The sequence below is a fragment of the Labrys sp. KB_33_2 genome, assembly GCF_052114505.1.
Classification (GTDB): domain Bacteria; phylum Pseudomonadota; class Alphaproteobacteria; order Rhizobiales; family Labraceae; genus Labrys.
In genome coordinates, this window is record NZ_JBFREW010000004.1 from 1 (window position 1) to 17,824 (window position 17,824).

Genomic DNA, 17,824 nt, shown 5'->3' on the forward strand with positions numbered 1-17,824 from the left:
CTGAAGGAATTCGGCCTGCCCATATCGAAGGGCGTGCCTGCGCTGACGGTTGAGGAAGCGGTGAAAGGGGCCAAGGAGCTTCCGGGTCCGCTTTATGTGGTGAAGTCGCAGATCCATGCGGGCGGGCGCGGCAAGGGCAAGTTCAAGGAACTGCCTGCCGATGCCAAGGGCGGTGTGCGCCTGGCCAAGTCGATCGAGGATGTGCGTGCCAGTGCGCAGGAGATGCTGGGCAACACGCTGGTGACGGTGCAGACCGGCCCGGCCGGCAAGCAGGTCAACCGGCTCTATATCGAGGACGGCTCGGACATCGAGAAGGAGTTCTACCTCTCGGTGCTGGTCGACCGCGAGACCAGCCGCGTTGCCTTCGTGGTCTCCACCGAGGGCGGCATGGACATCGAGAAGGTGGCCCATGAGACGCCGGAGAAGATCGTGACCTTCTCGGTCGATCCGGCCACCGGGGTGATGAACCATCACGGCCTGGCGGTCGCCAAGGCGCTCGGGCTTTCCGGGGACCTGGCCAAGCAGGCGGTCAGCCTGACCACCAAGCTCTACACCGCCTTCGTGGCCAAGGACATGGCGCTGCTGGAGATCAATCCCCTGATCGTCACCAAGGACGGCCAGCTCAAATGCCTGGACGCCAAGATGGGCTTTGATGCCAACGCCCTCTACCGCCATCCCGACATCGTGGCGCTGCGCGACGAGTCGGAAGAGGATCCCAAGGAGATCGAGGCCTCGCGCTACGATCTCAGTTACATCGCCCTCGACGGCTCGATCGGCTGCATGGTGAACGGGGCTGGCTTGGCCATGGCCACGCTCGACATCATCAAGCTCTATGGCGAGGAGCCGGCCAACTTCCTGGATGTCGGCGGCGGTGCCACCAAGGAGAAGGTGACGGCGGCCTTCAAGATCATCACGGCCGATCCGAAAGTGAAGGGCATCCTGGTCAACATCTTCGGCGGCATCATGAAATGCGACGTGATCGCCGAGGGCGTGATCGCCGCGGTGCAGGAAGTCGGCCTGAAGATCCCGCTGGTGGTGCGGCTCGAAGGCACCAATGTCGAACTCGGCAAGCAGATCATCCGTGAATCCGGCCTCAATGTGATTGCTGCCGACGACCTCGACGATGCCGCCCAGAAGATTGTCAAAGCCGTGCGGGAAGCCAAGTAATGTCGATCCTGATCAACAAGCAAACCCGAGTGATCTGCCAGGGCTTCACTGGCAAGAACGGCACCTTCCATTCCGAGCAGGCGCTCAAATATGGCACGCAGCTGGTGGGGGGCACCTCGCCRGGCAAGGGCGGCTCGCAGCATCTGGGCCTGCCGGTGTTCGACACCGTGGCCGAGGCGCGCCATGTCACGCAGGCCGATGCCAGCGTGATCTATGTGCCGCCGCCGGGGGCGGCCGATGCGATCTGCGAGGCCATCGATGCCGAGATCCCGCTGATCGTGTGCATCACCGAGGGCATTCCGGTCGCCGACATGATCAAGGTGAAGCGGTCGCTGTCGGGTTCGAAGTCGCGCCTGATCGGGCCGAACTGCCCGGGKGTGATGACGGCGGACGAGTGCAAGATCGGCATCATGCCGGGCAACATCTTCAAGAAGGGCTCGGTGGGCATCGTGTCGCGCTCGGGCACGCTGACCTATGAGGCGGTGTTCCARACCTCCAATGAGGGGTTGGGGCAGACCACGGCGGTGGGCATTGGCGGCGACCCGGTGAAGGGCACCGAGTTCATCGACATGCTGGAGATGTTCCTGGGCGATCCCGACACCCATTCGATCGTGATGATCGGGGAGATCGGCGGCTCGGCCGAGGAGGATGCGGCGCAGTTCCTGATCGACGAGGCCAAGCGCGGGCGCAAGAAGCCCACCGTCGGCTTCGTGGCCGGCCGCACCGCACCGCCCGGACGGCGCATGGGCCATGCCGGCGCCATCATCTCCGGCGGCAAGGGCGATGCCGGCTCCAAGATCGCCGCGCTCGAAGCCGCTGGCGTCAGGGTATCCCCATCCCCCGCTCGCCTCGGTACCACGCTCACCGAATTGCTGAAGGCGTCATCGGCTCGAGGGCGACTTATAGGCCGTTTTAGGTATACCTAATGCAAGACCGGATCGCGTATATGCGCTATGAAGAGCATGGCACTATCCGGTCGATATAGGCGTTTTGAGAGAGGAAGAGTTCGTGGCCCCCAAGATTCAAGCGCGTTGGCCAATCGCCGACGAATCCACCCCCGAACTGGTGCTGGAACGTTTCTCTCCGGAACAGACCTACAAGACCAAAGTCTATGCCGCGCTCAAGCATGCTATCGCCCATATGGACATCTACTCTTCGCCCGACCCCACCTGGATCGACGAGCGCCAGCTCTCAGAACGCCTTGGTGTCAGCCGGACGCCGGTGCGCGAGGCTATCGCAATGCTCGAGCAGCAGGGCTTCGTCAAATCCCTGCCCCGGCGGGGCATCATCGTGCTGAAAAAAACCAAGCGCGAGGTGATCGAGATGATCCAGGCTTGGGCAGCGCTTGAAAGCATGGCGGTGCGCCTGATCTGCCAGCGCGCCAGCGACCGGGAAATCGCGCGGCTGCGCACGATCTTCCACGAGTTCAACGAGGCTCATAAGCCGGCTGACTATCCACACGAATACTCGACCGCCAATATCCGCTTCCATCAGACCATCATCGAGCTCTCCGGCTCGCAGATCCTGGCCGAGATGACCGAGAACCTCGTACTGCATGTGCGTGGCATCCGGCAGATCACCATCGGCCGCGACGATCGCGCCAGCAAATCGATCGTCGATCACCTCAACATCATCGAGGCCCTCGAAAAGCGCGATATCGCCAAGGCCGAGGCCTATGCCCGCGACCACACGCTGGGCCTGGCCGATTATGTCGCCAAGCATAGCGAAGGCATCTTCGACTGACGTCCCGGCCAAAGCGCCCTGCGACCGTAAGGTAGCGAGCGAGAACCGCAAAGACGCGTCGAAACAGGGAGTGAGAACAAAGGGGCTTTTTTTTTAAAAACGCACTTTGCTCTGGGAAAGGCCGATCAAAAGCAGCTTTTTTTGCGATCGGTCCCCTCCCCTCAAATGATCGGAATCGACCATGCCCGACCTGCCCACCACCATGACCGCCATCGCCATCAGCCGGCCGGGCGGCCCCGAAGTGCTGGTGCCCGAGGAGCGCCCGGTGCCGCAGCCCGGTGAGAGCGAGATCCTCATCCGCGTCGCCGCCGCTGGCGTCAATCGCCCGGACGTGCTGCAGCGCGCCGGTGCCTATCCGCCGCCCAAGGGCGCCTCCGATCTGCCCGGTCTCGAGGTTGCGGGCGAGGTCGTCGCCGTCGGACCGAAGGCCGCTCGCTGGAAGATCGGCGACAAGGTGGCCGCCCTCACGCCCGGCGGCGGCTATGCGCCCTATGCCGTGACGGATGCCGGCCATGCCCTGCCGGTTCCTGCCGGCCTCGACATGATCCAGGCGGCGGCCATCCCCGAAACCTTCTTCACCGTCTGGCACAATGTGTTCCAGCGCGGCCGCCTGCAGAGCGGCGAAACCCTCCTCGTTCACGGCGGCTCCTCCGGCATCGGCACCACGGCCATCATGCTGGCCAAGGCCTTCGGCGCCACCGTCATCGTCACTGCCGGCTCTCCCGAGAAATGCGAGACCTGCCGCAAGCTCGGCGCGGATGTTGCCATCGACTACAAGGCCGAGGACTGGAGCGCGGCCGTCAAACAGGCGACGGGCGGGCGCGGCCCCGATGTCATTCTCGACATGGTGGGAGGCAGCTACATCGCCAAGAATTACGAGGTGGCGGCGATGGAAGGGCGCATCGTCAACATCGCCTTCCTGCAGGGTTCGAAAGTCGAGGTCGATTTCGTACGGCTGATGACCAAGCGCCTGAGCCATATGGGCTCCACCTTGAGGGCCCAGTCGGTGGCAGCCAAAGCGGCCATCGCAGCCGCGGTGGAAGAGCATGCCTGGCCCCTGCTGGCGCAAGGGCGTTGCCGCCCGCTGATCCATGCCGTCTTCCCCCTGTCGGAAGCGGCCAAGGCCCATGCGTTGATGGAGAGCAGCAGCCATAGCGGCAAGATCGTGCTCACCGTGTGAGCCCGGCGGTTCATCGCACCGCCAAAGCATTTTGCGATTTCATGAAATCACCTGGAATCGCAAAAAGGCCCCAGCCAATCCGTCGGATTGGCTGGGAAACAAAGAGTTGGAGTAAAAGTACGGTGCAGAGAAATCGCACTTTGCTCTCGTAAATTCAGCCCGATCGTATCCGCTCTTTTCCGCAGGTCCGAAGTCCTCATGCTGCGGCAAGACTATGAGGCCGGGGCCTCATCCCGTCTTTCGATCATCTCTTCGGTAAAACGCAAAAAAGCCGGCACGGTCCCTCGCGGGACCGTTCCAGCCATCAACTCGAGATAAGGCGAGCCCCTCAGCCAGCCTTGGCGGTCTTGGCCGGCGGCGTGCTGCGCCCCCAACGCAGCGACCCAAGGCCAGCGGCCTTGGCGAGGCGGGAGCGTTCAGCAGCATAATTCGGCGCAACCATGGGATAGTCGTCCGCAAGACCCCATTTGCTACGGTATTCCTCCGGCGACATATTGTATTTGCTGCGCAGATGCCGCCTCAACGATTTGAATTTCTGGCCATCTTCCAGGCAGACGATGAAATCCGGCGTAACCGACTTGCGTACTGGTACAGCTGGACGCAACGGGGTGGCTTCTTCGACTACTGGCTGCTCCCGCAGCTTAGACAGGCTGTCGTGAACCATTGATATGAAAGATGGCAATCCGTCCGTCGGAATAGAATTATTGGCGACGTAAGCTGCGACGATATCCACCGTAATATCGATTAAATTATTGTGAGCTTCCTGCATATCCGAAATGATCCCCGAGTTACGTTTGACGAAAGCAGCATTTTGCCACGTTGGGCCAAAAAAGCACATTACATTTCGTTATAGTTAGGAATCTCTGCCTGGATCGGTATCCAAAGACCGCGACATATTGAGGCAGCGGCATAGCTAAACCGGGAATATTTGCTCAAATACCATCTCTCCTCATTCCTCAGACATGCCTTGGTTTACTGAGCATGCAACAACACAGATGATCGCCTTGCTTCCTCTGCTAACTGGCGTCGGCGCATTGGGTTGCGGGATTCGGGTCATCCAACCTCTTTTTCTGAGCAAGTAGCCCTCGGCGCTCCCCCGCCCCCTCCACCAGCCCATCGCCAGGTTCCCTTCGCCCGAGAGCGGTTAGAGATCGTCGAGGGCGGAAAGCGGCTCGGAGCGTTGCACACCGGTTCGAGAGCCAAGCACCAGCACCAGGACCGCCACCAGACCGACAAGGCCGGCGATGACGACGGCCAGGCAGAACCCGTCCGCAAAGGCACGAGCGAGCACGTGCCGGAAGTCGTGTTCAGCCATGATCAAGCCGGTCGGCATCTCATGCCGACGCACGGCAAGACTGGCCAGCGCCAGCGGAGACGTGACACCGGCTCCAGCCAAGGCCTGCGCCATCGTCGCCACCGCGCGGCCAGCCATCATGGTGCCGAGCAGGGCGATACCGACGGTCATGCCCCCTTGGCGCAGAGCGTTCATGGTTGCGGATGCGGCGCCGGACCGCGCGCGCGGAGCAGCGGCCATGATGGCTGCGCTGGTTGCCGGCACCGCCAGCCCCATGCCGATGCCAAGCAGGGCAAAAAGCGGCGCGATGGTGAAATAGGGCGTGTCCGGCTTGAACCGTGCCATCATCAGCATGGCGCCACCGAGCAGCACATAACCGAGCAGCATCAGGCGCTGCAGGCCGTAGCGTGCAGAGAGCCGGCCGAACAGCACCGCCGTCAGCGCCATGGCCGCAAAGACCGGAGCCATGCGCCAACCGGCTTGCGTGGCCGGCCATCCCTGCGCTTGCTGCAGGAAGAGCGAGAAGAAGAACAGGCTGCTATAGCCGGACAATCCGAGGGCGAAGGAGGCGAAATTGAGGGAGGCAAAAGGGATGCTGCGGAAAAGATCGACGGGCAGCACCGGACGGCTCGCTTTGCTCTCGACCACGACGAAGGCAAGGAGTGCCAGCGCCGCGGCGGCCAAGGCGCCGAGCGTCACCGGCGCGGTCCAGCCCGCTTGCCCCGCGACAATCAGTGCATAGGTCAACGTACCCAGGAACAGGATGCTCAGGAGTTGGCCGGGCGGATCGAGCGCAGCATGATCGGGATCGGCACTTTCGCTGATGCCGATCATGCCGAGACCGAAGGCGAGCGCGCCGAGCGGTAAGTTAACCAGAAAGATGCTGGGCCAGCCGACATTGTCGACCAGCAGCCCGCCGAGCATCGGGCCAAGGATCAGCGAAACAGCGCTGAAGGATGACCAGCCGCCGATGATATGGGCCCGCTCGCCGGGATCGGGAAAGGCCTGTGTTAGGATCGACAGGGCGCCCGGAATGACCAGGGCACCGGCGACGCCCTGAACGGCACTGCCGGCGATCAGCACCATGAGGGAGGGCGCCATCGCGCAGATCGCCGATCCCAGGGTGAACAAGACAATACCGATGAGCCAGGCGCGCTTGCGTCCATAGCGATCTCCGAGGGGACCGGCAGAGAGCATGAAGGCCGAAAGGCAGAGAGCATAGGAGCCGACGACCCATTGCAGGTCGGAAAGCTCGGCGCCCAGGCCCTTCTGGATGGCGGGGAGCGCCACCGTAACGATGCTGATCGCCAAAGTGGCCATGAAGGTGCCGAGATAAACAGCCGCGACGGCGGCCTTTCTGCGCAAGGAGGACATGATCGTTACCTGGCAAGGAGGATTTTTCGGCATCGATACATATCGACCGACGGTCAGTCAATCTGACTAAGCTATTCCAAAATCATTCTAAATATGGCAGAGAGCCATTCCATTCAGGACCTGGGCGAAAGAGGAGAGGCATGGCCGGAAAGATCGAGGGCCCGGGTGCGCCCATGCGGGGCGAGCGGCCGCGCCAGCGGCGCATCCAGCCGGCCGAGGTGCGGGTAGACGATCTGATGTCTGCGGCGGCGGAACTCTTTATCGCCCGCGGCATCGAGGCCACCACGGTCGACCACATCGTGGCACGCGCAGGCGTGGCCAAGGGCACGTTCTACCATTATTTCAAAACGAAGACCGATGTCATCCACGCCCTCCGCGAGCGCTTCTCGCAGGATTTCCTGTCCCGGGTCGCTGCGGCCGTCGATGCCTGCCCCCGTAACGACTATGTCGCCCGGCTTTCGGCCTGGATCGGCGGCGCCGTTGCGGCCTATCTCGCCAATTTCCAGCTGCACGACGTGGTCTTCCACGATTTCCCCCACAGCCAGCGGCAATCGCGCGAGAAGGACGCCGTGATTGCCCAGCTCGTCGCCCTGCTGGACGAGGGGCGCGCCGCCGGTGTCTGGACCGTTCCGCACAGCCGCGCGGTGGCGCTCGTCCTGTTCGACGGCATGCACGGGGTCGTCGACGACGCCATCGCCGCGGGCGAACACGAACCGCAACCTCTATGCCGCCTGCTGTCCAGCTTGTTTTCGCGCATGCTCGCGGCCTGAGCCGTCAAATCGCAAAACGCTTTAGCGCAGCGATTGGGTGAGCGATACCGAGCGGCCCGGTCCCGACATCGGCCTTTTCTTCAAGATGGCGGATTCGACGATCACGGTCAGCAGGATCGCGATTGCCAGAACGGCGACGATGCAGATGGAGAAATGGAACTGTCGACCGGCATCGCCCCGCGAGACGCGGCGGAGGCGATGGTTTTCCTCGGTGAAGTCCAACAGCGTTTCGTCGCGAGGCATGGCAGCACTCCCTCTGTCACGACAGGCTTCCGATACCTCTCAATGACAGCGGACCGGTGCTCCACTCTGTGCGAAATGGCACAGCAGTCTTTTGAAATCCTAGCTCTCCGCTGCAAGAAATGACGGTACATTTTGGTTCAAAAAAATGACGTTCCATCGTAAGATGTAAAAAATCCAGGCGTTACACGGGAAGCAATTCTGTAAGAATGCCTTCCATTTTGATGAAAGGAAGCGCTGGTTACCCCTTACGCTACGACATTATCCGGTCCCCGCGGCTGATCTCCATGCCGCTCGGATCGAAACGACATCGCATCGAAGGAGCCTCGTTCGGCAGGCGGTGGGGCTGTTGCCCAGCCGAGAGCCCTGCATCCTGAGCTTGAGACAGGAACATTTGAGCGCCTGGATGCATTCCCCTTACAGAGAGGTAGTGCAATCATGATCCTAGACGACAAGAACACCCTCGTGCTGGTCGGAGACGGCAGGAAGGCGCTCTTTCTGCGCCAGGTCGGACGTGGCAACAAGGCCAGTCTCACCGTCGACCAGGTCCTGCAGGAAGACAATCCCGCCACACGCGAACAGGGCACCGATCAGCCGGGGCGTACCGGCACCGGCACCAATGGTCGCACCAGCGCCATCAAGGAGACCGACTGGCATCGACTGGGCGAGGAACGTTTTGCGGTCGGGCTCGCCGAAATCCTGTATCGACGCGCCCATGCCGGCCAGTTCGACAGGCTGATCGTGGTCGCCCCACCTAAGGTGCTCGGCGACCTGCGCCAAGCCTTCCACCAGGAAGTGGTGGAGCGCATCAGCCGCGAAATTCCCAAGCAGCTGACCTCGCATCCGATCGAGGATATCGCAAAGATGCTGCGGGACTAGCCACGCCGCCATCCGATGCCATCGAACTTGGCCTGAGTCCGGAACACCAAGCCGGCAAGGGAGAGGCAGCAGCCTCCCCGCCCGCTTCCTCATCCCTCCGCAGCGATGCCGCGGCTGCTCGGCCTATCCAACCGCGCCTGCGGCTTCGTCGATCAGCTGACTGACCTCCACCGGCCTGGAGGCGAGCGAAGCATGGCTGGCCTCGAGCGTAATGACCTTGCGCGGGTTCATGCGCGCGGACATGCGCTTCTGGTTGTCGGGTGCGATCATGCGGTCATGGCTGGAGATGTGATACCAGACCGGCTTCGCCTTCCAGGCAGGTGTGGTGACATTGTCGCCGAAGGTGGAGGTCAATGGCGCTTTCTGTGTGACGGCCATGATCCTGGCTTCCTCCGCGCTCAGATCCTGGCAGAAACTCTCGCCGAACTTGTCGTATTTAATCCAGAGATAGCCATCGCTGTCCGGCGCGATATTGCGGAACGCCTCGGGCGGGCTCTGCTGGCTGATCGCTCCGGGGTTCTCGCCGGCATCCGGCGCGAAGGCGGCGACATAGACCAGGCCCGCCACATTCGGCAGGCCTCCGGCCTCGGTGATCACCGCGCCCCCATAGGAATGGCCGACCAGCACCACCTTGCCTTCCTGTTGCTTGACCATCTTGCGGGTACGCTCGGCATCATCGGCCAGGCCGGTGAGCGGCAGTTCCACAGCGCGGACCTTGTCATATCCCAGGCGCGTGAGTTCCGTGATCACCTTGGCCCAATGGGCCGCGCCGCCCCAGAAGCCATGGACGAGCACAATCGTCGTATCCTTAGCCATCATATGCCTCACCTGTGCTGAGTGCCCTTGCGCGCGCCATTCTATCGCGCTTTTGGGTCGGCCACGCATGAAATGACGCCAAGGAAGAACGCAGTTTCGTAACGGGCATCGCCGGAACGCGCCCTCGAAGGACCTGGACAGCCGTATCGCGCGGGTTCATCCGCTGTGGCCCCACCAGGACCTCATACGCCGGTTATCGATTTTCAGGTCGCCCCATGGGCACCCTTTAGGGGGCCGGACCGCACAACTCGGAGAGTGCCTGGCTCAGGGTCACATTGACCGGGCGCAACCTGGCCTGGGGATGGCGGCCAATATATCGCTCAAGCAGTTCGACCACCGCCTTGTCGGTCACGCCGGCGAGGCATTGCCTGCGGTGGCGTGTAAGGCTGCAGCCCTCACCGAGGCAGGTCGAGAGCTGTTCCATCACAACGGCCAGGGCGAAGCCGCGCTTGTAGTCGTCGGGCCAGGCGAGCCAGGCATCATAGCCCTGGGCCTGCACCGGCCCGCTGCACGGCAAGAACGCCGCTCCAATGAGCAGTCCGCCTATCGCAAGCCAGTTGCCGCCCTTCATCGCGCGCTCCCGACGTTCCGGATGGCAGTCTTGCATCTTTTGCCGAAAGCCGGCAGGTTTTTCAGATTGGGAAAAGACGCCAGAACAACCGGTTGCGGACGAGGTTCGCTTCACGGGCATCACGTCTTGTGGCGACCAAGAAGAAGCTATTTGAACGGGCGCGCCCATTCGGCAAGCTCCGGGCAAACGAAGGTGCACCGTCAAAGTAATTCCTGTTGTCCAGCGAAGGTGCATTCGATCGCTCAACGCCGGTAGAAACGGTAATTTTTACCGGACATCTTATCGATGCCGGCCTCCCTTCCGCTCTACGGCGGCGCCGCCTCGACGGCCGGCGTCTCAAAACCCCGACGATAGCTCCAAAAAAGCGAAACTGCGGAAATCCTGCTATCGGGCTGTGAGGCAGAGCAACGGCGCTTGAGGGGCAGCCCCGTTTGATGATCCAGCCAAGTGTGACAGGCTAGCGCCTGCCGAGCATTCGGTTTTTCATCCGCGTAGCTGAACTGATAATTCCATATGTCGTAGTCCTTGCCCAAAAGGCGCTCGGAACCGGCAAGGACGCAATCGGAATGGATGGCCTCTTTTGGCAGCCCATCCCGCCTGAATACGAAATTGCTTTCAACGTATTTCGATCCGGGATTGTTGCGTCGGTAGGCCTTCGTTCCGATCACGACAAGCTCACCATGGACCACCTTTCCATCGGAGTATTTCAGGTCTCTGACGACCTGAAACTGCTCAAGTGACCCTAGCTTGTCATTGGCCTCGAGTAGCGGCTGGCAGGAAGCATCGACTACCGCTTCCGCGGCGGCGCCTGCCGATGAGCAAAGGGCGACGATCACGATGCCCAAGGCAAGAGTCTTAGACGCAGGTCCCATTGCAGCTTCGCCTCAATCTCGAGGAAGCATGCGTTGCCTCGCCCTGTTCTGCAAGTCCCGCCCGCATCGTGAATGAAAACGAATAAGCGAGTGGATAGGCACCTAACGAACCGCGCGACCTGTTCTGCGTTTTTATCGCCAGCATGACTGTCCACCGCAGGCAAGCACGCGAGCCATGCCTGCTCCATATCACTGGATATCCGCCCCCTTGTCGGGAGCATCACTTCGGCCAGGTTGGCGGTAGCGTGAGAGCGTTTCGTTCAATCTCACCGACAAAGTATCCCCTACGGTGCGGGAACGGTGGCCGTCCGGGGATGGTAGGACAGTTCAAATCAGAGGGAGGGATTTGAACTGCCGACACCTCCCGTGTGAAGGGAACGCCCTCCCTCTGCAGCCCAAAAGCCAGAATGCAACCTGTTCATGAGGCCGATCGGGGGGTATAAGTTCGACGCGCCGAAAGGCTTTTTTATGGGATGAATTCGATATGAGCACTGGAACGGTCAAATGGTTCAACGAGCAAAAGGGCTATGGTTTCATTCAGCCGGATGACGGCTCGAAGGATGTTTTCGTTCACATCAGCGCCGTAGAGCGTGCTGGCTTCCGTTCCCTGCAGGAGGGCCAGAAGGTCAGCTATGAGCTGGTTGAAGATCGCCGTTCCGGCAAGCTGTCGGCAGATAACCTGCAGGCCAAATAAGGCCTCTGAAGCGCAAAGCCCTCTGGCCCGAAGGCCAGAGGGAACAAATCTGAAACGAAATCCGTGGAAACGGCACAAAGTGGGGAAGCGGTGAGTACCTTTGCACCCTCCCCGCGCTTGGCGCTATCCCCTCCGATAACGGCATGAAAAGTCGCGGGAAAATTCATTAGCGCAACTCGACTGCAGGAACCGGAAGTTCGCGTGATGTTCCGGGGTGAGCACAACCCTACTAGGGGGCGTCTGCAGGGGACAAAACAAGAAGACCGCCCCGAAGGACGGCCCTTGATTTCGTCAGTGCCGGTCTTCAAGCGCCATAACAGTCGATGGCGCGGAGATAGTCGGTTTTCAGTCGTTCTGTCAGTTGAGCCACGTGACGACAAGCAAAGTTCAACTGGTCCCGCTCGTACTCGGTGAACTGGCGCATAAACACCTTTGGCGCGATCTGTTCGACATCCACAACAAAGCTCGCAACAAGATCGTGAGCTAGATTTGCCATCTGGTTAACCTGTTCCACGATGTCCCCAAGATCCGACAAGTGATTGGTGGGGCCTCGCCCGGTCGGCATGGCGACAAGAGAGCTGATCTTGTCCACTAAGCCGACCATCATGCTTTCTCCATCTGAAGTTCGGCGCGGAGCGCTTCGAGCGTCTGTGTCGTCCACATCAACTGACGAACTGGCGTGCCATTGCTATGGCGCTTGCCGGTATCGGCCATATAGCCGCCCGCGACCTTGCCCTTGGCGGTCGGCTCGTAGACCAAATGACCTTTCGAATCGCGAAACGCTGTCTGATAGCCGAGCCGCGTCAGATCGATATTGACATCGCGGGCGCCCTTGCCGAGTTCGCGACCGATGACCGTGGCATTCATGACAGCGTTGTCAGAAGGAGCAATCAAATGCGTTACGCCCATTGCCGCCATCATGTCGATGCCAACCGTGGACTTCACCGCGTTGCTGGCTGAGATTACTGCCTGATTACCCTCGATCTTCATCATGCGGGCCATCTTCATGTAGTGGTTATATGAGAGGCGGGCCTCGCGGGCACAGTGCGCAGACGATGAAGGCGCTGGCGCCGCAGGATGGATCGATGCCGATCCTCCTTCCATGCGCTCCCGCACCACGGTGTTGCACCACACGTGGAACTCGGGGCTGAGATACTTCGCGTAGGCCAGAGCGATCTGCCAGTGGGCGAAGGTGCCCGGGGATTTGCCGCCGTTCTGAACCTTGAAAAGCTCAGTGTCGGATTTTCCGATAGTGACCTCGACATGTTCCACGAAGGATTTTGTCGTCGGCAATGCTCGCCATTTGGCGGGAGCCTGCTGCGGGTCGCTTCCTCCGGCCTTCCACATATCGGTAAGCGAGAGCATGTCGCCGCGATCGCGAATCGCACGGCCATCGAAGGCGAGAATTTGCGAATTCCGCGAATTTAGACTATCAATCTGGACGTTCATCGAGGTTCCTTTCAAACCTGATGCTCAGAATTTGCAGCCTTGCAGGGCTGCGGTTCATGGCGACGGTGGGGGCTGCTTTCCACGGCTTGATCCCCCACCGTCGCTCCACCCGGCCAAGGCCGAGTTGATTCGTTGTATCTGCCATTATAGCGCGACCGAGGCTCCAGAAGTGGCTCGGTACATAATCCACATTGATCCACAGCCTCACCTTTGTTCTGGCTTTGGCCTGCTGGCCGCTCCTCACGCTCCAGCCATGCACTGACGGCAAGAACAAATTCGCTGTTCATGGAACGGCGATTGCGCTTCGCCGTGGTTTTCAATCGCTCCCTCATATCGTCTGGAAGCCGAACGTTGATTTGTGGCTCTCGGGGCATCATCTCCTCACATAGCGACTCGCTATATATCATTCGTAGCGAGTCGCTATGATTGCGTCAAGCAAGGAATGATAGTTAGTCGCTACTATCAGTGGAGAAGACATATGGCCCGTGGTGGATACCCCAGCGACAAGCAGGATCAGTTTATGATCCGCTTCCCGGATGGGATGCGCGACCGCGTGAAGGCGTCGGCTGAACGTCATAAGCGATCAATGAATGCCGAGATCATAAGCATGATAGAAATGGCCTTCTTGATCGACGCGCAGGTAGAAGGATCCGATGTCGCGCCTCAGCCGAAATTGTCACCCGGCGCACAGCGCGTCGTGGAGGCTCTCACAGAGAGAGTCACCTCAAGCGAATTCCACGCACGATTAAAAGAGGCAGCCGCTAAAAATAAGCGGTCCGTGGATGCCGAAATTATTGATCGGCTCGAAAACTCTTTCGATGAGGATCGGGTGAACCTAACGATGGACAACGTACAGAAGCTCATCTCCCTCACAATCGACACGACCATTCGACAGTTGAAAAACAATCAGCGGCCGGACCTCGGCAAAAAAGGCTCTCGTCTACTGCTAGACAAGGATGAAGATAAAAAGCCTGATTGACCAGCCGATAAGGCAGTCTCGGAGTACGCTCAAATCTGAGCAGTCCAACGATTCCAGCGGGTTAAAGCCGCTTTGAGCTTCCTCGGAACAATCCAAGCCTGACTGATCTTTTCACGCCTTCGTCACGCCAAGTATTCGGGAATAGCGCGCGTAACTTAGGCGGGAGAAAATCAAATGCCGAACCAAGGACGTGACTGGCTCGACCAGTGGGTCGGCGAGAACCTGGTGGTGCCGCAATATATGGACAGCCCTGACCAATTGGCTGACGAAGTCAGAGCTTGCCGAAATGATGCTAGAGCTGCTGGCATCTCGCCCGAAGATCTCGAGGCTGCAGCCGACGGCGATCTCGCCGCATTTTTGTTTGATGCGCAGAACGCTCTCACGGATCGAGAGAGACGGCGCCTAGAGGGAAACGATCCCTAAACGCAAAAAGCGTTCCGCCAGCATACGGGCCGAAGGGATTGCTCGAATCTGAGCAATCCAAGGATTTCAGTCGGTTAGCTGCTGGGGAGAATGCCGTTATCCGAGAGCACTAGAACGCGATACTCAGGCAGGGGCATATGCTGGCATTTTACATTGCAGCGGGCATTGTCATCGCGGTTATCGTGATTTGGCTGTTTAAAGTCATAGTCGGCGCCGCGGTTCCCATCGAAGCCGGTGGTCGCATGCTGCTCAAGAGTGATCTGAAAAAGATGGGGGTCAATGTAGCCATGATCCCCGATGCCGCACTGGATGAAATCGTCTCTTATGCAATCAACCAGGCTGATGTAATGCACCGAATGGGTATGTCAGAAATGCCTATTCTTCGTGCGGCGAGGGTGAAAAGCATTGAAGATATGGCCAAGATAGCCATCGTAGAGATTGAGAAGAACAGGGATGGGCAGGAACCAGTCGGGAGCGTTGGGGAGATTCTCCTTCGATATGGTGTCTTGAAAAGCCCAGACGCGATGCTCAGAGCAAAGCAGGATCGGGCGGTTGCGCCCCTGATCGAAGCGGGCCGCCGGCTCGGAGCAAAATCAGCCCGAGAAGCAGCAGAAATGGCATCTGGTCGCGCGCTGAGCGATGTCGAATGGGAAAGACTCCGCCCAGGGTGGGAGAGGAACTGGTGACCTGCCGCGCGTTCCGATAGTGAGTTTTTGCAAGCAAATTCGATCAGTAACCTGGGATTCCCTCGCGCTGAAATCATGCTATGCAATTGCCCTCGGAGCGTCAGGCGGGGTCGTTTCCATGAAATTGGTCATCGAGAATTCGGACAAGGACCTGGCCAGGAACGCGGCTTCGGAGGAAGTCGAGAAGACGCTTAGGGAATTTGCGATCAATTTCCTGCGGGTGGTCGCTGGCGGCGGTCGATCATACGAGATCTACGGCGACATGGTTGCGTGCATCGAGGCTGCCCAGGCCTATCAAAAGGTCCATGGCCTCCTCCCCTCCTCTTGGGACATCTCCAACGCGGTCGACGGCAATAGAGCTGATCGTGAGCGGATGGAGAGCTGGTCGCCAAAAGACAGAGAATGGTACTGGACGAATGGCGAGGCGGCCATCATCGACGCGAAAATGGACATTCGCCAGGCAAGCCTGCGCATAATCGCTGCCCAAATGGCAGGGCAGAGAACAATTCAATACAATGCCCAGAACCTATTCGATAAGGGCTTGCGACGGCTCGACGATGTTCGTGAAGAACGGCGGCGAGAGCGCGCGGAAGCCGCCAAGCCACAGCGAAGGAAAGGCGGCAAGTCCAAGTGGAGCACCCCTCGCCTGTAGTTGTGATATCCGCCGGTGAGGCTCAATTGGTCGGCCCACACCACCACAGCCGCCGTTCTTCCCGCGCTGCAGCCCCTGCCTTCCACGGCCTAGCCAGGTCTTCGCGAACCAGCTGCATGCCAGCATTGACTTTGCCGTCCGCCTGCCGAAGGCTTGGGCACTAGTCGCGGTCTAAATTAGAGTGTTTCGAGTTCGATTTTTGCAATAGGAGCTAGCATGTATTCGAGGCTGTGCGCGACACTCAGCGCTGTTTTGCTTTGTTCGTGCGTCGCAACGCATGACACGAGCGCGCCGCCGAATAGAAATCTTGTATCTCTTAGCAATGCGGAAATCGAAATAGTCAAACGAGATCTCCTCAAATCACTCAAAGGCGCTGCGTCGGCAACATATGGTCGGATGCACGCGTCGAGTGACGGCAAATGGATCTATGTATGTGGCTTGGTCAACGGTACGAATAGGCTTGGAGCCCCATCAGGAATGGAGCCGTACTTTGGAATTCTTGAGGGTCCGCCGGATAATCCTACTGTATTTTCACCGATTATTTTAGGAACCGATGGCAATAAGCAGGCGGAAATTGATACGATGTGCGCCAAGTTCGGGACTTACGTCGAGCAATTCCCAATGTGATCGAGGATCAAGCCCGGTTCGCGCGACAATATCGAACCAGATCCAGCCGACCTGATGGTCCCGTATCCGTCAAATCTCATGGACATGTGGCCGATCTCCACGAATGTGAATTCGTCGGCCTACAACGAACCCGATATTCTCCACCCGATCTGAACGCAAAAAGCCCCTCTGGCCCAAAGGCCAGAGGGGTGAGTGTGCTGTAACGCTACGGTAGACAGAACCAAAGCAGTGGGGCGGCAAGCCAGCCTATAACGCGGCTTTCGAGGGCTAGACCTCGACGCCATATGATTCCCCGACTTCACCGCCCCGTCCCTTGCGGGACCTCGCGCCGGAAATCTTCGCTGTTGACCCACATCTGATGCAGGATGACTGCGATCTTGCGCGCAAGGGCCACGGCGGCCTTCTTGTGGCCTCGTCTCTCGGCGAGATGTAATGCCCAAATCCGCAGGGGGAACAGCTTCGTCACCCGCGTCATCATCACCTGGGCGGCATCATAGAGAGCGGCACGAAGCATGCCGTCTCCCATTCTGGATACGCGTCCAGACCGGTCGACCTCCCCCGATTGAAAGCCGCGCGGTGTTAGTCCGGCATATACACCAACCGTGCGCGACCGAAGGAACCGCGTCGGCACGTCGATCACAACACGGTATGTCAGTGCGATAACGGGCCCGACGCCGGGCATGGTCATCAGCCGCCGGCACACAGGATCCTCTCTGGCGACGCGCAGGACCATACCATGCAATCGGTTGTACTGTTCTCGCAGAACTCGCCGCGCCGTCAGCGCTGGATCAACGATGGCCGAGATCACTGGGTCAAACGCGGCAGCTTGGCACACCTTCTCCTCGTATATTTCGGGGGCGACGCTTCCGATGCGGGCGCCAAAAGTTTTCAGAATTCCGCGAAGGTCGGCTTCGATAGCGAGGAGCTTGGATTTTACGATTTTTCGCACTTTCAACAGAGCGCGTATCCTCTGGCTACGTCGCGTCTTGATATGAACGGCCCGGAACAGGCCGAGACGCATCATCTCGGCAATGCCGCGCGCATCATTTCGATCTGTTTTATTTTGCCGCTGGGCGCGCAGAACCTGTGCCATGTGCCGCGCGTCGACGCAGACAACCCGGAAACCAGCTTCGCCAAGAGCAGTATAGAGAAGTTCGGAGAACGTCCCAGCTTCCAGGCCAACGCGTGAAATATCCCGCGCAAGAGGGCTCAGAGCCTCAATCAACTCGCTGGGGCCTGTGGGGACTTTCCATTCACGTACGACGTCGTTCTCGGCATCGATGATGCAGACGCTCGTCATATTCAGCGAGACGTCCAGCCCTGCAAAATAAGGCATTGCTCTGCTCCCGCTCGCAAGAGGAGGGCATAGTAGTAAATAGCATCAAGCCCAAAAGCACCATCAACTATA

Annotated in this window: 22 protein-coding genes; 12 read left to right on the top strand and 10 right to left on the bottom strand. The window is 59.6% G+C overall.

Annotated features, from left to right (window positions below; genetic code table 11):
* The 4 genes from sucC to AB4037_RS08410 form a co-directional block, all read left to right on the top strand.
* The coding region (gene sucC, locus AB4037_RS08395; protein ID WP_441771199.1) for an ADP-forming succinate--CoA ligase subunit beta at window positions 1-1,167 on the top strand (1,167 nt) is incomplete at its 5' end.
* Window positions 1,167-2,093: a succinate--CoA ligase subunit alpha gene (sucD, locus tag AB4037_RS08400; protein WP_441771200.1), complete on the top strand. Its 927-nt coding sequence runs from the start codon at window positions 1,167-1,169 to the stop codon at window positions 2,091-2,093. The genes sucC and sucD, both read left to right, overlap by 1 nt.
* A gap of 82 nt (window positions 2,094-2,175) precedes the next feature.
* Window positions 2,176-2,910 (top strand): GntR family transcriptional regulator, encoded by a 735-nt coding sequence (locus tag AB4037_RS08405; protein WP_434955189.1) that lies wholly within the window; start codon window positions 2,176-2,178, stop codon window positions 2,908-2,910.
* Window positions 2,911-3,091: 181 nt separating this feature from the next.
* Window positions 3,092-4,090: an NAD(P)H-quinone oxidoreductase gene (locus AB4037_RS08410; RefSeq protein WP_441771201.1), complete on the top strand. Its 999-nt coding sequence runs from the start codon at window positions 3,092-3,094 to the stop codon at window positions 4,088-4,090.
* Window positions 4,091-4,418: 328 nt separating this feature from the next.
* On the opposite strand, the gene AB4037_RS08415 is transcribed toward AB4037_RS08410, so the two are convergent.
* Complete coding sequence (locus AB4037_RS08415) at window positions 4,419-4,928, bottom strand: MucR family transcriptional regulator (protein ID WP_441771202.1); 510 nt, start codon at window positions 4,926-4,928, stop codon at window positions 4,419-4,421.
* Window positions 4,929-5,234: 306 nt separating this feature from the next.
* Complete coding sequence (locus tag AB4037_RS08420; RefSeq protein ID WP_441771203.1) at window positions 5,235-6,758, bottom strand: MFS transporter; 1,524 nt, start codon at window positions 6,756-6,758, stop codon at window positions 5,235-5,237.
* A 140-nt stretch (window positions 6,759-6,898) separates the two neighbouring features.
* On the opposite strand from AB4037_RS08420, the gene AB4037_RS08425 reads away from it, so the two are divergent.
* On the top strand, window positions 6,899-7,528 hold the full coding sequence (locus AB4037_RS08425; protein ID WP_441771204.1) for a TetR/AcrR family transcriptional regulator: 630 nt from the start codon (window positions 6,899-6,901) through the stop codon (window positions 7,526-7,528).
* Window positions 7,529-7,549: 21 nt separating this feature from the next.
* Here AB4037_RS08425 and AB4037_RS08430 read toward each other — a convergent pair whose 3' ends face one another.
* Complete coding sequence (locus tag AB4037_RS08430) at window positions 7,550-7,771, bottom strand: hypothetical protein (RefSeq protein WP_441771205.1); 222 nt, start codon at window positions 7,769-7,771, stop codon at window positions 7,550-7,552.
* A gap of 435 nt (window positions 7,772-8,206) precedes the next feature.
* On the opposite strand from AB4037_RS08430, the gene AB4037_RS08435 reads away from it, so the two are divergent.
* On the top strand, window positions 8,207-8,647 hold the full coding sequence (locus AB4037_RS08435) for a baeRF12 domain-containing protein (RefSeq protein WP_441771206.1): 441 nt from the start codon (window positions 8,207-8,209) through the stop codon (window positions 8,645-8,647).
* 123 nt (window positions 8,648-8,770) lie between these two features.
* Here the strand turns inward: AB4037_RS08435 and AB4037_RS08440 are convergent, their stop codons facing one another.
* The 3 genes from AB4037_RS08440 to AB4037_RS08450 all read right to left on the bottom strand — a co-directional run bounded on the left by AB4037_RS08440 (window position 8,771) and on the right by AB4037_RS08450 (window position 10,879).
* On the bottom strand, window positions 8,771-9,463 hold the full coding sequence (locus tag AB4037_RS08440; RefSeq protein WP_441771457.1) for an alpha/beta hydrolase: 693 nt from the start codon (window positions 9,461-9,463) through the stop codon (window positions 8,771-8,773).
* Window positions 9,464-9,689: 226 nt separating this feature from the next.
* Entirely contained in the window at window positions 9,690-10,034 is a 345-nt protein-coding gene (locus AB4037_RS08445) for a hypothetical protein (RefSeq protein WP_441771207.1), read from the bottom strand.
* Between the two features lie 305 nt (window positions 10,035-10,339).
* Complete coding sequence (locus AB4037_RS08450) at window positions 10,340-10,879, bottom strand: hypothetical protein (protein ID WP_441771208.1); 540 nt, start codon at window positions 10,877-10,879, stop codon at window positions 10,340-10,342.
* A gap of 511 nt (window positions 10,880-11,390) precedes the next feature.
* Between AB4037_RS08450 and AB4037_RS08455 the strand changes: the two genes are divergently transcribed.
* Entirely contained in the window at window positions 11,391-11,600 is a 210-nt protein-coding gene (locus AB4037_RS08455) for a cold-shock protein (protein WP_434955179.1), read from the top strand.
* A 304-nt stretch (window positions 11,601-11,904) separates the two neighbouring features.
* On the opposite strand, the gene AB4037_RS08460 is transcribed toward AB4037_RS08455, so the two are convergent.
* The 3 genes from AB4037_RS08460 to AB4037_RS08470 are packed head-to-tail and all read right to left on the bottom strand — an operon-like array spanning window position 11,905 to window position 13,456.
* Window positions 11,905-12,207: a hypothetical protein gene (locus AB4037_RS08460; RefSeq protein WP_441771209.1), complete on the bottom strand. Its 303-nt coding sequence runs from the start codon at window positions 12,205-12,207 to the stop codon at window positions 11,905-11,907.
* Window positions 12,204-13,049, bottom strand: coding sequence for a KilA-N domain-containing protein (locus AB4037_RS08465; RefSeq protein WP_441771210.1), 846 nt, complete (start codon window positions 13,047-13,049; stop codon window positions 12,204-12,206). Before AB4037_RS08465 ends, AB4037_RS08460 begins: the two co-directional genes overlap by 4 nt.
* Before the next feature lie 11 nt (window positions 13,050-13,060).
* Window positions 13,061-13,456, bottom strand: coding sequence for an Arc family DNA-binding protein (locus AB4037_RS08470; RefSeq protein ID WP_441771211.1), 396 nt, complete (start codon window positions 13,454-13,456; stop codon window positions 13,061-13,063).
* Between the two features lie 71 nt (window positions 13,457-13,527).
* Here AB4037_RS08470 and AB4037_RS08475 point away from each other — a divergent pair, with 71 nt between their 5' ends.
* From AB4037_RS08475 to AB4037_RS08495, 5 genes are all read left to right on the top strand, one after another.
* The gene (locus tag AB4037_RS08475; protein WP_441771212.1) at window positions 13,528-14,028 is read left to right on the top strand and encodes an Arc family DNA-binding protein; all 501 of its coding nucleotides are present in this window, start codon (window positions 13,528-13,530) and stop codon (window positions 14,026-14,028) included.
* A 174-nt stretch (window positions 14,029-14,202) separates the two neighbouring features.
* Window positions 14,203-14,451: a hypothetical protein gene (locus AB4037_RS08480; protein WP_441771213.1), complete on the top strand. Its 249-nt coding sequence runs from the start codon at window positions 14,203-14,205 to the stop codon at window positions 14,449-14,451.
* A 137-nt stretch (window positions 14,452-14,588) separates the two neighbouring features.
* Complete coding sequence (locus AB4037_RS08485; RefSeq protein ID WP_441771214.1) at window positions 14,589-15,137, top strand: hypothetical protein; 549 nt, start codon at window positions 14,589-14,591, stop codon at window positions 15,135-15,137.
* Between the two features lie 118 nt (window positions 15,138-15,255).
* On the top strand, window positions 15,256-15,789 hold the full coding sequence (locus AB4037_RS08490; RefSeq protein ID WP_441771215.1) for a hypothetical protein: 534 nt from the start codon (window positions 15,256-15,258) through the stop codon (window positions 15,787-15,789).
* Between the two features lie 216 nt (window positions 15,790-16,005).
* Window positions 16,006-16,416, top strand: coding sequence for a hypothetical protein (locus tag AB4037_RS08495; RefSeq protein WP_441771216.1), 411 nt, complete (start codon window positions 16,006-16,008; stop codon window positions 16,414-16,416).
* Window positions 16,417-16,714: 298 nt separating this feature from the next.
* On the opposite strand, the gene AB4037_RS08500 is transcribed toward AB4037_RS08495, so the two are convergent.
* Window positions 16,715-17,752 (bottom strand): IS110 family transposase, encoded by a 1,038-nt coding sequence (locus AB4037_RS08500; RefSeq protein ID WP_441771217.1) that lies wholly within the window; start codon window positions 17,750-17,752, stop codon window positions 16,715-16,717.
* Window positions 17,753-17,824 lie beyond the last annotated feature (72 nt).